This window comes from Sandarakinorhabdus oryzae, from assembly GCF_009733735.1.
GTDB lineage: Bacteria > Pseudomonadota > Alphaproteobacteria > Sphingomonadales > Sphingomonadaceae > Sandarakinorhabdus > Sandarakinorhabdus oryzae.
In genome coordinates, this window is sequence record NZ_WNJP01000072.1 from 1 (window position 1) to 13,699 (window position 13,699).

The window sequence follows — 13,699 nt, forward strand, 5'->3', positions numbered from 1 at the left end:
GGCCAGCGCGGCGCTGTCGTGCGGGCAAGGCGGCAGCAGCTCGAGCGGGCAGCCGAGCGCGGCAAGGCGGGCGGACGTCACCTGCTCCAGCTTGGCCAGGGCCTTGGCGCTGGTGCCGGGCAGGGTGGTCGCGATCAGGGCTACGCGCTGCGGCCGGAACAGCGCCACCGACAATGGCCGTGCGGCCGCAGTGGCGGTCGCAAGCGCGGTTTCGGCCATGGCGTAGCGGATGGTCTTGATGGTGGCGACAATCGTGCCGGCGGCAACCCGTGTGCCGGCAGGCAGAGTGGCGAGCGTGAGTGCTTCATCGGCAGCATTGACCGCGTCCACCACCCCTGGCGGTGCCGTGAAAACGCCGTCGCCGGTGGCCGCCAGATTGACCCGGCCATGCACGGGCGCGAGCGCAGCCAGGCCTGGCCCGGCCAGTGCGGCCGCCAGCGCCGCGGCGGCGTCATCCTCGGCCACGTCGCCGGGATCGAGCCGGGCGACGAGCAGTTGCGTCAGGCCAGCGGCGTCGGCATCCACCAAGTCGTCGGCAGTCAGCACATGCCCCTTGGCAAGGCGCCGGCGGCCGAACTGCTGGCCATGTGCCAGCAGCGCGCCCTGCGCCTGCGCCAGCGGAACGGGGCCGAACTTCATGCCGCCAGCGCGTGTCTCCACGCCGCCGTCATCTGCGCGGCGATGGAGAGGGCAATCTCGGCCGGGCCGACCGCACCAATGCTCAAGCCCGCGGGGCCATGGATGCGAGCCAGATCATCGGCCGCAAAGCCCTGTGCAGCCAGCCGTTCCAGCCGGCCGGCATGGTTCTTCCGGCTGCCCAGTGCCGCGATATAATAGGCTGGCGAGCGCAGCGCCGCAGCCAGCGCGACATCGTCGATCTTGGGATCATGGGTGAGCGCCACCACGGCCGCGGCCGGGTTGAGCTGGCCGGCCAGCGCCTCATCGGGCCAGCGCCGATCGAGCGCCAGACCGGCAAAGCGGTCATCAGCGGCGAACAGCCCGCGCGGATCGATGACGCTGGGGCTCACCCCCAGGCTGTCAGCCAGCGGCACCAGTGCCTGTGCGATATGCACGGCGCCGATGATGAACAGCCGGCGCGGCGGCGGATAGCGGCGGACGAACGGGCCAGCCTCGCCGGCAGCAGCCCGGCCGGTGGCGGGATCGCTGCTGATCGTCGCCATCTGCCCGGCGGCGGTGGCGGCCAGCACATCGGCGATGAGAGCGGGCGGCAGCGCATCATCGGCCAGCCGTTGCACCAGGATCGAAATGCGCCCACCACAGGCCAGGCCGGCGGTCCATGCCACCTGATCGGCAACGCCATAATCGAGCACTTCATGGCCGGCCTGGGCCGCGATCATGTCTTGCGCGGCCAGGATCACATCGGCTTCCACGCAGCCGCCCGATACGCTGCCCTCGAACAGGCCATCCGCGCGCACGGCGAGATGACTGCCCTCGCGGCGCGGCGCACTGCCCCAGGTGGAGATCACCGTCGCCACCGCAACGCCGTGCCCGGCCTGCGCCCAGGCCAGCGCGGTCGCCAGCGTTGCCAGATCCTCGTCCCGCCCGCTCACGACCATTGCCAGAGCAGGAAGGCGAGGGTGAGCACAATCAGGCCGGCGCCCCAGGCCAGCGGCGACAGGCCGGCCGCGCGGGACGGCGGTTCCGACAGTTCGGCCTGGGTGTCGTGATCGACCGCCGCCGCCATCGCCACGATATCGAGCGGCGGGGCTTCCACCTCGGCCTTCAGCTTGGCGAAAAAGCCTTCGGCATATTGCCGGGCCGCGCCTTCGACCAGTCGCGCGCCAAGCTGGGCCAGCTTGCCGCCCACCTGTGCCTTCACGACATAATCCAGCTGCGTCTTGGCCGGCGCCAGCTCGGTCAACACCACGTCGGCGCTGCCCTTGGCAAAGCCGGCGATGCCCCCCTTGCCTTCGCCGACAAGGCGGTAGCGTTCAGGCGCGACGATGTCCTCCAGCCGCACCGTGCCGGCGAAGCGGGCGCGCACGGGACCCACCTTGGCCTGCATCTCGCCATCAAACACCGGCGTCTCGCCGTCGCTGCGGGTGAGCGTTTCCACGCCGTCGATGCAGCGCGCCAACACGTCGGGATCATTCAGGGCGGCCCACAGCTGGGCGCGTGGCGCTGCGATTTCAACCGATCCTGCCAGGTCCATGTCATTCGCTTTCCGGTTAGTCTGGGGGCGGTCGTGCCCCTCTTTTCCATGCCAATCCGCATGACAAGTCAATCATGCGATGAAAGTTGCGATTGCAGATCGCGCTCAATCCGTTAATAATCCGTTTCCGCGGGCTGTGGTGTGTGGTTTTTTGGTTCAGGGGGATCGGATGAAATCCGTCGAGGAAACGACGAACGATCTTGCCGCCGACGAAGTGATTGTGCGCGGCACGATCAAGTGGTTCGATCCGGTGCGCGGTTATGGGTTCATGGTGCCGTCGGCCGGCGACGGCAGCGACGTGCTGGTGCATTTCAGCCTGGTCCGCGAGCTTGGTCGCCGCACATTGCCGGAAGGCGCGACGCTCACCTGCATCGTCGTGGCGCGTGAGCGTGGCCGCCAGGCCCGCAAGATCATCGATTGCGATCTCACCACCGCTGTTGGCCCGGATCCTGAAACCGCCGCCGCACGCGCCGCCGATCGGGTGAACCCGCAGGCGATGCTGGCCGCTGCCGGCCCGTTCGAGCCGGCAATCGTCAAGTGGTTCAACCGCTTGAAGGGCTATGGCTTCGTGGTGCGGCCGGGCAGCACCGAAGATATCTTCATCCACATGGAGACGGTGCGACGGGCCGGCCTGGGCGAACTGCAGCCCGGCCAGCCGCTGGAAGTGCGGGTGGCGCCGGGTCACAAGGGACCATTGGCTGTTGCCGCACAACCGGCTAATCATCAGGAGTGATGACGCGTAGCCCCCGCTCCAACCGCTCCCTTCTGGCCATTGCCCTGGCCCTGATGTTGCCACTGGGAGTGCCGGCGGCAGCCTCCACCTGCCCCAATACCGGACTGCGCATCATCAAGGTGGCGTTTGAAACCGCCCGGGGGCGTTTCACCTACAAGGTGGAAGTGGCCGCGACTCAGGACGAGCAGGCCTGCGGGATGATGTTCCGCGAGAAGATGCCGCGCGATACCGGCATGTCGTTCCCGATGTCGCCGCCGCGCCCGGCCGGTTTCTGGATGGAGAATACCGCGCTGCCCCTCGACATCATTTTCGTGTCGCCCACTGGCCGGGTGCTCAACGTGCGGCGCGGCCAGCCTTACAGCCGCGAAGTGCTGAATTCGGCCGGCGCCACGGCCGAGGTGATCGAGCTGGCCGCGGGCGAGGCCGATCGCATTGGCCTCAAGCCCGGCGACCGCGTGCGGCGCTAATTTTTTCCAGCGCTCTCAGCGCGCGTCTGGATCGAGCAGGCGCTGCCACCAGCGCTGCGCCTTGACCTGGGTGCCGCGGTGTTGCTCCGTTTGCCACTGCGGCAGGCTGGACGGCGTTACTTCCCGGCCCTGGCTGTCCACCACGACGATGCGCACACTGCCAGCCGGATCGCGCCGCGCTGCCAGCGCGTGAGCGCCATCATCCAGCACGAATTCGTGGCTGCCGCCTTCCATCAGGTCGAGCAGGGAGGCCGGCGTTGCCATCCAGCCCGGGCCAATGATGCGATCAAGCACCATGCCGGCGGGCGTTACGACAGCCTTCAACGCAGAAACAATGTATCGGGCCATGGCATCACAATGACTGAGAAATGTTGCAGCGCAGCGCGCCGGTAACCGCCATAACAGATCATTCCGCCTTTGCAGGCAGTTTTTCGACAGGCTGATGGTTTCGATCGCTGGGTCGCTGTCTCCAGCGACGGAAGAACCGCCGCTGGCGCGCCGTTCTCAGCGGCGGAAAACCGCCGCTGGTGCGTTATCATCAGCGGCGGAAGAACCGCCGCTGGTTCATGGGCATCGGCGTCGTCTTTTCGCGGAACACGATGCGGCCCTTGTCCAGATCATAGGGCGTCATTTCAACATGCACCCGGTCACCCACGATCGAGCGGATGCGGTTCTTGCGCATCTTGCCGGCGGTGTAGGCGATGATCTCGTGCTCGTTCTCCAGCTTCACGCGGAAACGCCCGTCGGGCAGGATTTCGGTGATTTCACCTTCAATCCGGATGATTTCCTCTTTGGGCATGTTACGCCTGAATCCCGCTGGCAAACTGCATGAATGATCCTGTGTCAAAAGCGCCGCCGGCAGGCATCCCACCGCGACCGGCCTGCCCCATGGCCCGGACAGGCGAAAAATGCAAGCCTGCCGCCTTGGCAAGCCGGGGCTTTGGCGGCAGGTGTGACCGATATTCATCAGCCATCATTGCTGGGGATTCGCCCAGAGGAGTCATCATGAAAAGCAGAGCAGCCGTCGCCTTTGCACCCAACACGCCGCTGGAGATCGTCGAAGTTGACCTCGAGGGCCCTAAGGCCGGCGAGGTGCTGGTGGAGATCATGGCCACCGGCATCTGCCACACCGATGCCTACACGCTGGAAGGCAAGGACAGCGAGGGCATCTTCCCCTCCATCCTGGGCCATGAAGGCGCCGGCATCGTGCGGGAAGTGGGGCCGGGCGTGACCAGCGTGAAGCCCGGCGATCACGTGATCCCGCTCTACACGCCCGAATGCCGGCAGTGCAAAAGCTGCCTTTCCGGCAAGACCAATCTGTGCACCGCCATCCGGGCGACCCAGGGCAAGGGCCTGATGCCCGATGGCACGACGCGGTTCAGCTACAAGGGCCAGCCGATCTTCCACTACATGGGCTGTTCAACCTTCTCCAACTTCACCGTTTTGCCGGAAATCGCGGTGGCCAAGATCCGCACCGACGCGCCGTTCGACAAGGCCTGCTATATCGGCTGCGGCGTGACCACGGGCGTTGGCGCCGTGGTGAAGACTGCCAAGGTCGAGCCCGGCGCGCGCTGTATCGTCTTTGGCCTGGGCGGCATCGGCCTCAACGTCATCCAGGGCCTGAAGCTGGTGGGGGCAGACCAGATCGTCGGCGTGGACATCAACCCCGACCGCGAGGCCTGGGGCCGCCAGTTCGGCATGACCCACTTCGTCAACCCGAAGGATGTATCGGGTGACATGGTGGCGCACCTGGTGGCGCTTACCGATGGCGGCGCCGATTACACCTTCGATTGCACCGGCAACACCGAAGTGATGCGCACCGCGCTGGAAGCCTGCCACCGCGGCTGGGGCGAGAGCATCATCATCGGCGTCGCCGAAGCCGGCAAGGAAATCGCCACGCGCCCGTTCCAACTGGTCACCGGCCGGGTGTGGAAGGGCAGCGCTTTTGGCGGGGCCAAGGGGCGGACGGACGTGCCGAAGATTGTCGATTGGTACATGAACGGCAAGATCGCCATCGATCCGATGATCACCCATGTGCTGGCGCTGGAGGACATCAACCAGGCGTTCGACCTGATGCACGAGGGCAAGAGCATCCGCAGCGTCGTGGTGTATTGATGGAGACGCTGAGCCGCGCCGCCTGCCACAGCGGGGTGCAGAGCTTTCACAGCCACGCCAGCAGCGCAACTGGCACGGCGATGCGCTTTGGCGTGTTCGTCCCGCCCGGAAACGGCCCGTTTCCGGTGCTGTGGTGTCTCGCGGGGCTGACCTGCACGGAGGAAACTTTCGCCATCAAGGCGGGCGCACAACGGCTGGCAGCCCAACTGGGCCTGATCCTGGTGACGCCCGACACCTCCCCACGCGGGGAAGGGGTCGCCGATGATCCGGCGTGGGACATGGGGCAGGCAGCGAGCTTCTATCTGGATGCGACGGCTGAGCCCTGGGCGGCGCATTTCCGGATGCGGACGTGGCTGATCGACGAACTGCCGGCGCTGATCGGCGCGCATTTCCCGGCCGATCTGGCGCGGCAGGGCATCACCGGCCACAGCATGGGCGGCCACGGCGCGCTGACGCTGGCGTTAAAGCATCCCGGGCGGTTCCGCAGCGTGTCGGCCTTTGCCCCCATCGTTGCGCCGGCGCAGGTGCCCTGGGGCCAGAAAGCGCTGCCGGCCTATCTGGGCGATGATCCGGCGGCCTGGGCGGCGCATGATGCCTGCGCGCTGCTCGAAGCCGGTGCGCGCGTGGCGGAACTGCTGGTCGATCAGGGCGAGGCGGACCCGTTCCTGTCAGAACAGTTGCGCCCGGAACTGCTGGAAGCCGCCTGCGCCCGCGCCGGCATCCCGCTGACGCTGCGACGCCATGCCGGGTACGACCATGGCTATTGGTTCGTGCAGAGCTTCGTCGCGGACCATCTGCGCTGGCACGCGGCGCGGTTGACCGTTTAGGGCGCCAAAGTCAGGGGGCTCTGGCCACCGGCACTTCGATCAGCGTCGGTGCATCGCTCGCCAGCGCGGCCTTGAACGCCTCGATCAGCGCCGGGATGCTCTCCACCCGCACGCCCTTCACCCCGTGGGCCGTCGCCAGCGCCATGAAATCGATGGCCGGCTCGGTCAGGTCCATCGCCACGAATTCGCCGGTCCGGGCGCTGTGGTCGCCGATGGCACGGGTGCGCTGCTTGAGGATGCGGTAGCTCGAATTGTTGAAGACAATGGTGACCACCGGCAATTTGTAATGCGCCAGCGTCCACAATGCAGCGGCGGAATACATCAGGCTGCCATCGCCGGTGAGGGCGACCACGGGCCTGCCGGGGTTGGCCAGTTGGATGGCGGCGGCCTGGGGCAGGGCGACACCGATGCCGCCGCCGCGCATGCCGAACCAGCTGTCGGGCCTGGTGGCGGGCAGCAGTTGGCGGACGGTGTTCATGCCGGAAGAGAGCAGCTCCTCGATGATGATCGCGTCATCCGGCATCACCTCGCCCAGCCGTTTCAGCACCGCCACCGGGTCGAGCGGGCTGGCGTCCATCGCCGCTTCTGCCTTGGCGAACAGGGCGGCTCTGTCCTCTGCAATCTTCGCCTCAACGCCCGCCCGTCGGGCGTTGCCGCAGCCCTGCACCAGCGCGGTCAGTTCCGGCAGCGTTGCCTTTGGGCAGCCCTGGATGGCAGCGGTGGCAGCGAAATTCTTGCCGATCTGCCAAGGCTCGTCATCCAGATGCACCACCTTCGTGCCAGGCGCGAGCGCCTCGACGCCGGTGGCCTGGCTTTGTGTCATCAGGTCCGCGCCGATGCTGATCAGCAGATCATGGTTCTGCACCACGCTGCGCAGTGCCGGGGTCATGCGCGGCACGGTGCCAGCATAAAGCTTGTGGTTCGACGGGAAGGCCGCGCGGTTGGCCATGCCCTCCATGTAGACGGGCGCGCCGACGGCTTCGGCGAAGGCGACAATCTCGGCAAAGGCATCGCGGTTGGCGATGCAGTCGCCGGCGAAGATCACCGGGGTTTCGGCCTCGCGGATCAGCGTCGCGGCCTTGGCGATTTCATTCGCATCGCCGCGGATGGCCGCCCCGATGCGGGTTGGTTCACCGATATCCAGCCCCTCGGGCGCCATGGCGGTCAGCACGTCGCCAGGGATGGAGAGGAACACCGGGCCGGTGGGCGCGGTCAGCGCCACCTTGGCGGCCCGGCGCACGGCGCGCGGCAGTTCGTCGATGCTGTTCACCTCGAACGACCATTTGCACAGCGGCCGCGCCATGGTCGCCAGATCGTCCCACAGCAGCGGTTCGGTCAGGCGAATGCTCATGTCCTGCTGCCCGGCCGTCACCAGCACCGGCGCGCCAGCCTTGGCCGCATTGTAGAGCATGCCCATGGCATTCCCCAGGCCGGGCGCGGCGTGCAGGTTGCACACAGCCAATTTGCCGGTGGCCTGCGCCCAGCCGTCGGCCATGCCCATCACCACCACCTCGTTGAGGCCGAGCACATAACGCAGCCGGTCTTCCACCACGAAGGCATCGAGCAACGGCAGTTCGGTGGTGCCGGGATTGCCGAAGATGATCTCCACGCCCTCGCTATGCAGGATGTCGAGGAAGAGATGCTTGCCGGCTTTTGTCACGGGATCATCTCCCCTTCGGTCACCGGCGGCAGCCGGAACGAGCCGTCGAGCAGCGGCGCGCCCGGCAGATAGGCGCGGAACATCAGCACGAAATTGCCCTTGGGCGCCGGCAGCCAGTTCACAACTCGCTCGCCCGAAGGCTTGGCCGCCTGCACGAACAATTCGATGCTGCCGTCGCGTTCGGGGCGCAGATGCTGGGAGCGGTCGCCCACGGCAAAACGGTTCAACTCATTGGGCACGAAGAACAGCCGGCCATCAGCCTCTTGTTGATACATGGTCAGCGACCAGAAAGCGCCCACCGGCACATTGGCCGGGATTTTCACCCGCCAGCTCTTGGCTCCGGTGAGCGGCTGGCCCTGGCCATCGCTGCGGGCCGAGACATAGATAGCCTCGATGCGCGGCAAGGCCGCCAGCCCGCCCAGGGCAACGCGGGCGCGCAGGTCGTCATCGTCGCCATAAAGCGCCATGTTGAACGGCGGATAGACCCAGCCATCGACGCCATCGCCAGAAGTGAGCCCGCCGCGCAGTTCGTGGATCAGCGCCGGCAGGCTGTCATTCCACAATTTCTGCTGTTCGGGGTTCAGGCTGTCCCAGGCCTGGCCGACCCCCTGATCGGCGAACTGGGTGGCGCGGTTGACGAGCAGGGCGTCGCCGGAACGCTCGATAGCGGCATTGACCGTGGTCAGGAAGGCCTTGCCGTCGGGGCGCGGGGGCACCTTGAGATCAAGCGGCGTGTCGCCGGCCACGGCCGACAGGGTGAAGCCCTTCAGCCCTTCCGCCGCCGCGGCCACATCCTCCTCGCCATTCACCACCACCCGGACCAGCAGCCAGGCATCGTTGGAGGACGAGCGCACCATTTCCACGCCGGCCGGCAGATCGCCCCGCCAGCCGGGGCCGACGATGGCATAACGGCCGGTGCCATTGCCTGCGGTGCGGCTGCCGAGCACGGCGACCACGTCGCTGGTGATGCTCATAAGGGTGGCGGAGTGATAGCGCTTCAGCGCCGGGATGGAGAGGAACACCGGTCCCTGGGAAAGGTCGAGCCAGCCCGAGGCATAGAGTGTGTCGTTGTTGGGCGTCGTCACTTCGCGCAGCGACGCATCGGCAAGCGTGAGGCGCGGGATCAACGTGTTGACGCCGCTGCCCATGCCGGCGGCCTGAACGCGGCCCAGCTGCAACTGCCGGGTGCGCAGCATTTCATACGGCGCAAAGCCGAAGCGGAAGGCGCGGCGCAGGGCCTGGATTTCCGGCGTGTCGGGCAACGGTGCCGTGGCGACATTGACGGGCGTGGCCGGCTTCGCAACGGGTTTGACCGCCGCCGGCTTGCGGGCGGGCACGGGCTTGCGGGCCGGCGCGGCGGCCAGCGGTTGGGCCAGGATGGCCAGTGCAACGGCGAAGATTCCCCAACGGTGGCGCATTCGCCTCTCCCTGATCATTTTGCCCGTCAATGCCCAAGGGGGTGAGCGGCGTAAAGTGCTGCGTGACGAATCTCTTGGATTGGGAGGGGAACAGATGAGCGAAGCCTATATCGTTGCTGCCAAGCGCACTGCCGGCGGCCGTCGTGGCGGCCTGCTGCGCGATTGGCATCCGGCCGATCTGGCCGGCAAGGTGCTGGATGCGCTGGTGGCAGAGACCGGTGCCGATCCGGCCCTGATCGAGGATGTGATCATGGGCTGCGTTGGCCAGGCCGGGCAGCAATCCACCAACGTCGCGCGCAATGCCGTGCTGTCGTCGAAGCTGCCGGAATCGGTGCCGGGCACCTCGGTCGATCGCCAGTGTGGCTCCAGCCAGCAGGCCATCCATTTCGCGGCCGCCACGGTGATGAGCGGCCAGATGGACGTGGTGATCGCCGCCGGCGTTGAATCGATGACGCGCGTGCCGATGGGCACCCCGGTCAGCCTGCCGGCCAAGGCCGGGCTGGGCATGCCCTATGGCGAGGCGATGGCTGCGCGCTATCCCGGCATCCAGTTCAGCCAGTTTACCGGTGCCGAGATGATCGCCGCCAAATATGGCCTGACCAAGGACATGCTGGATGAATATGGCTATGAAAGCCAGGTGCGCGCCGGCCAGGCAGCGAAGAGCGGCGCCTTTGCCAATGAGATCGTGCCCATCGACGTGACCACGCACGAGGGCACGCCGCATGTCCACACCCAGGATGAAGGCATCCGCTTTGACGTCAGCCTGGAAGGCGTGAAGGGCGTCAAGCTGATCAACCCGGAAGGCGGCCGGCTGACGGCGGCGACCAGCAGCCAGATCTGCGACGGCGCGTCGTGCGTGATGATCGTCAACGAACGCGGCCTGAAGGCGCTGGGCGTCAAGCCGCTGGCCCGCATCCACACCATGACGGTGGTGGGCGAAGACCCGGTGATCATGCTGGAAGCCCCGATCGGCGCCACCAAGAAGGCGCTGCAGCGCGCCGGCATGAAGATCGAGGATATTGATCTCTATGAAGTGAACGAGGCCTTCGCTTCGGTGCCGATGGCCTGGCTGCAGGTGCTGGGCGCCGATCATGCCCGCCTCAACGTCAACGGCGGCGCCATTGCGCTCGGCCACCCGCTCGGCGCGTCGGGTTCGAAGCTGATGGCGACGCTGGTGCATGCGCTCCATGCCCGCGGCAAGCGCTGGGGCCTGCAGACCATGTGCGAAGGCGGCGGCCTCGCCAACGTCACCATCATCGAGGCGTTGTAAGATGGGCAGCTACACCCAGATCGCCCTCGATATCGACGGCCCGATCGCCACCCTCACGCTCGATCGGCCAGACAAGCTGAACGCCTTTACCGGTGTGATGATGACCGAAATGATCGCGGCCTTCGACGAGACCGACGCCAATGACCAGGTGAAGGCGGTGATCGTCACCGGCCGTGGCCGCGCCTTCTGTGCCGGGGCCGATCTGTCCGCCGGCGCTGCCACCTTCGATTATGAGAAGCTCGGCGGCGCGCGCAGTGCCAGTCCGGTCAAGGACGACGGCAGCATCGACTGGCGCCACCCCGCCACCCGCGATGGCGGCGGCCAGGTGACGATGCGCATCTTCCGCAGTTTGAAACCGGTGATCGCCGCGGTGAACGGGCCGGCTGTGGGCATCGGCGCCACCATGCAGCTGGCCATGGACATGCGGCTGGCCAGCGACACGGCACGTTTCGGCTTCGTCTTCGCCCGCCGCGGCATCGTGCCGGAAGCCGGTTCCAGCTGGTTCCTGTCCAGGCTGGTCGGCCTGCCGCAGGCGCTGGAATGGTGCATGACCGGGCGGGTGTTTGATGCGGCCGAAGCCCTGAGGGGCGGCTTGGTGCGCTCCACCCACGCGCCCGACGATCTGCTGCCCGCCGCCCGCGCCTTGGCGCTGGAGATCGCCGAGAACACCGCACCGGTGTCGGTGGCGCTCACCCGGCAGATGCTGTGGCGAATGGCGGGTGCGGCCAGCCCGTGGGACGCGCATCGGCTCGATTCAAAGATGGTCTATATGCGCGGGCGGTCGGGCGATGCGAAGGAGGGCGTGGTCAGCTTCCTCGAAAAGCGGCCGCCGGCCTATCCGGACACGGTGAGCCAGCACATGCCGGCAGAGGTGTTCCCATGGTGGGACGAGGAAAAATGGTGATGGCGCGCCATTAAGGCGCGTTACGCCTGTTCGAGCAGGTCCGCCACATCCAGCCCGAGCCGGGTGATGCGGGCCTGCACGCGCGGCCATTCCTCGGTCAGGAAGCTGTGGCGTTCCTGGGTGAGCAGGCTGTCCACGGCGCCTTCGGCGGCAAACAGGCCGACGCCCTTCTTGGCACGCACCAGCCCGCCGACTTGCAGATCCTGATAGGCCTTGGCGACGGTGAGCGGATTCACCCCGGCTTCTGCGGCCAGTGCCCGCACGGAGGGGAGCATGGCGCCATCACCCAGAGCCAATATCCGATCCACGATCAGGTCACGGATCTGGCGATAGATGGGGCGGTCATTGGCAAACATGCACTGTTCTATGCCGCCAGCACAGCAAAAGGTCAAGGCTGTGTTAAATGCCTATAGCAGCCACAGCGATTGCAGTTCCCGCACCAGCCCGGCCGGCAATGCCGCGATGCCATCGCCTGGGCCATCGCCCAGATCGGGCGGCGCGTCCTCGGCCGCCAGATAACGCCAGCCCTGGTGGGCGCGGCACGGGCGCGGGCTGACCGGCACCGGGCCGGGCTGCAAGGCGATGGCGCATTTCGGGCCCCAGTCGGTGGTGACCATTTCGATCGACAGGATGGTCTGCCGCGCCACCAGCCGGTGGCCGATGATCCAGTAGATGGAGCCGCCGATCAGCTCATCGGCACGTTTCGGCATGAAACGGGTGTGGGCGCCGGCCTTGCCCTCGCCCCACCAATGCGCCTGCCGGGCGCTAAGCGTCTCGATGTCGGGGCAGCCGGCGGCCACCTTGGTCAGGTGCAGCATCAGCTGAGATTGGCGACGCCCACCAGGGCCGCCAGGCCCAGGAAGCCGAGGAAGCCCATCGTGTCGGTCGTCATCGTCACGAAGATGCTGCTGGCCACGGCCGGATCGGTGCGCATCCGGGTCAGCGCCAGCGGCACCAGCACGCCGGCCAGCCCCGCGACCAGGATGTTGAACAGCGCGGCGGCCGCGATCACCATGCCCAGCACCGGCGCCTGGAAGATCGCCGCCACGCCCATCCCGAGCAGGGCGGCGATGGTGAGGCCGTTCAGCAGCGCCACCCGCATTTCGCGCCAGATGGTTCGGCGGGTGTTGCTGTCGGTCAGCTGCTTGGTGGCGATGGCGCGCACCGCCACCGCCATCGTCTGGGTGCCGGCATTGCCGCCGATGCTGGCCACAATGGGCGTGAGCGCCGCCAGCGTAACCAGTTTCTCGATGGTTGGTTCGAATGCGGCGATCACGCTCGATGAGATCATGGCGGTGAGCAAGTTGGCGCCAAGCCAGCGCACGCGGGCCTTGTAGCTTTCCACCACCGGCTCGTTGATGTCGCCGTCGCCGGCGCCCGACAGCTTCAGTGCGTCCTCGCCGGCTTCGGCCTGGATGATGTGCACCACGTCGTCGACGGTGATGACGCCGACCAGCTTGCCGGCCGCGTCCACTACGGCGGCTGAGATCAGCGCATATTTCTGGAACTGCAGCGCCACCTCTTCCTGGTCCATGGTGACCGGGATCAGCGTCTGCTCGCGCTTCATCACGTCGGCGACCATCAGATCGGGCGGCGCGGTGAGCAGCCACGACAGCCGCATGGTGCCGATCGGGGTGCCGGCGATATCGACGACGAAGATTTCCCAGAAATCGGTGGCCGGATCGATGGTGGCGCGGATGCGCTCGATCACGTCGCCCACGCTCATCGTTTCGGTCACCGCCACCAGGTCGCGCTGCATCAGGCGGCCGGCGGATTCTTCCGGGTAATTCAGCGCCGCTTCGATGTCGGCGCGATCTTCAGGTGCCAGCGCGCGCAGCACCTCGCGCTGTTCGTCGGCTTCCAGATCCTCGATGACCGCCACCGCGTCGTCGGTATCGAGCTGGGTGACAACCTCGGCGACTTCACCGGGCGACAGCGCGTCGAGCACGTCCTCACGCACATAATCGTCGAGTTCGGCGATGACGTCGGCATTGAGCAGCTCGCCGAGCGCATCGGCCAGCGGCGCACGGGCGCTGGCATTCAGCGCGCCGAACAGGTCGGCGATGTCGGCCGGGTGCAGCGGGCTGACCAGCGCGCGCACGGCCTCGTCGTCGCCGGCCTCGACGGCCGCG

General features: G+C 67.0%; 16 protein-coding genes. 6 read left to right on the forward strand and 10 right to left on the reverse strand.

The genetic code is table 11. From position 1 onward, the window contains the following. From GJ693_RS08710 to GJ693_RS08720, 3 genes are all read right to left on the reverse strand, one after another. On the reverse strand, positions 1-660 hold a 660-nt coding region (locus GJ693_RS08710), incomplete at its 3' end, for a molybdopterin-binding domain-containing protein (RefSeq protein ID WP_156255922.1). Continuing rightward, positions 636-1,577, reverse strand: coding sequence for an XdhC family protein (locus GJ693_RS08715; protein WP_156255923.1), 942 nt, complete (start codon positions 1,575-1,577; stop codon positions 636-638). The genes GJ693_RS08710 and GJ693_RS08715, both read right to left, overlap by 25 nt. After that, positions 1,568-2,173, reverse strand: a complete 606-nt coding sequence (locus GJ693_RS08720; RefSeq protein ID WP_156255924.1) for a CoxG family protein — start codon at positions 2,171-2,173, stop codon at positions 1,568-1,570. Before GJ693_RS08720 ends, GJ693_RS08715 begins: the two co-directional genes overlap by 10 nt. Before the next feature lie 169 nt (positions 2,174-2,342). Here GJ693_RS08720 and GJ693_RS08725 point away from each other — a divergent pair, with 169 nt between their 5' ends. Both GJ693_RS08725 and GJ693_RS08730 read left to right on the forward strand, forming a co-directional pair. Continuing rightward, positions 2,343-2,906, forward strand: coding sequence for a cold-shock protein (locus GJ693_RS08725; protein ID WP_156255925.1), 564 nt, complete (start codon positions 2,343-2,345; stop codon positions 2,904-2,906). Then, positions 2,906-3,373 (forward strand): DUF192 domain-containing protein, encoded by a 468-nt coding sequence (locus tag GJ693_RS08730; protein ID WP_156255926.1) that lies wholly within the window; start codon positions 2,906-2,908, stop codon positions 3,371-3,373. Before GJ693_RS08725 ends, GJ693_RS08730 begins: the two co-directional genes overlap by 1 nt. 15 nt (positions 3,374-3,388) lie before the next feature. Here GJ693_RS08730 and GJ693_RS08735 read toward each other — a convergent pair whose 3' ends face one another. Continuing rightward, positions 3,389-3,697 (reverse strand): hypothetical protein, encoded by a 309-nt coding sequence (locus GJ693_RS08735; protein WP_156255927.1) that lies wholly within the window; start codon positions 3,695-3,697, stop codon positions 3,389-3,391. 214 nt (positions 3,698-3,911) lie between these two features. Beyond that, positions 3,912-4,172 (reverse strand): translation initiation factor IF-1, encoded by a 261-nt coding sequence (gene infA / locus GJ693_RS08740; protein ID WP_017668801.1) that lies wholly within the window; start codon positions 4,170-4,172, stop codon positions 3,912-3,914. Between the two features lie 206 nt (positions 4,173-4,378). Between infA and GJ693_RS08745 the strand changes: the two genes are divergently transcribed. Then, on the forward strand, positions 4,379-5,488 hold the full coding sequence (locus tag GJ693_RS08745; RefSeq protein ID WP_156255928.1) for an S-(hydroxymethyl)glutathione dehydrogenase/class III alcohol dehydrogenase: 1,110 nt from the start codon (positions 4,379-4,381) through the stop codon (positions 5,486-5,488). Further along, the gene (gene fghA / locus GJ693_RS08750) at positions 5,488-6,315 is read left to right on the forward strand and encodes an S-formylglutathione hydrolase (protein ID WP_156255929.1); all 828 of its coding nucleotides are present in this window, start codon (positions 5,488-5,490) and stop codon (positions 6,313-6,315) included. The genes GJ693_RS08745 and fghA overlap by 1 nt, the downstream gene beginning before the upstream one ends. A 10-nt stretch (positions 6,316-6,325) precedes the next feature. On the opposite strand, the gene GJ693_RS08755 is transcribed toward fghA, so the two are convergent. Together GJ693_RS08755 and GJ693_RS08760 are read right to left on the reverse strand one after the other, a co-directional pair. After that, the gene (locus GJ693_RS08755; RefSeq protein WP_156255930.1) at positions 6,326-7,975 is read right to left on the reverse strand and encodes a thiamine pyrophosphate-binding protein; all 1,650 of its coding nucleotides are present in this window, start codon (positions 7,973-7,975) and stop codon (positions 6,326-6,328) included. Continuing rightward, positions 7,972-9,393, reverse strand: a complete 1,422-nt coding sequence (locus GJ693_RS08760) for a DUF1254 domain-containing protein (protein WP_197042071.1) — start codon at positions 9,391-9,393, stop codon at positions 7,972-7,974. The genes GJ693_RS08755 and GJ693_RS08760 overlap by 4 nt, the downstream gene beginning before the upstream one ends. A 94-nt stretch (positions 9,394-9,487) precedes the next feature. Here GJ693_RS08760 and GJ693_RS08765 point away from each other — a divergent pair, with 94 nt between their 5' ends. Both GJ693_RS08765 and GJ693_RS08770 read left to right on the forward strand, forming a co-directional pair. Beyond that, entirely contained in the window at positions 9,488-10,663 is a 1,176-nt protein-coding gene (locus tag GJ693_RS08765) for an acetyl-CoA C-acetyltransferase (protein ID WP_156255932.1), read from the forward strand. 1 nt (position 10,664) lies between these two features. Then, positions 10,665-11,567: a crotonase/enoyl-CoA hydratase family protein gene (locus GJ693_RS08770; RefSeq protein WP_156255933.1), complete on the forward strand. Its 903-nt coding sequence runs from the start codon at positions 10,665-10,667 to the stop codon at positions 11,565-11,567. Positions 11,568-11,587: 20 nt separating this feature from the next. Here GJ693_RS08770 and GJ693_RS08775 read toward each other — a convergent pair whose 3' ends face one another. From GJ693_RS08775 to mgtE, 3 genes are all read right to left on the reverse strand, one after another. Continuing rightward, positions 11,588-11,923, reverse strand: a complete 336-nt coding sequence (locus tag GJ693_RS08775; RefSeq protein WP_156255934.1) for a GntR family transcriptional regulator — start codon at positions 11,921-11,923, stop codon at positions 11,588-11,590. A gap of 51 nt (positions 11,924-11,974) precedes the next feature. Next, positions 11,975-12,385, reverse strand: coding sequence for a DUF1489 family protein (locus GJ693_RS08780; protein ID WP_156255935.1), 411 nt, complete (start codon positions 12,383-12,385; stop codon positions 11,975-11,977). Beyond that, the coding region (gene mgtE / locus GJ693_RS08785; protein WP_156255936.1) for a magnesium transporter at positions 12,385-13,699 on the reverse strand (1,315 nt) is incomplete at its 5' end. The genes mgtE and GJ693_RS08780, both read right to left, overlap by 1 nt.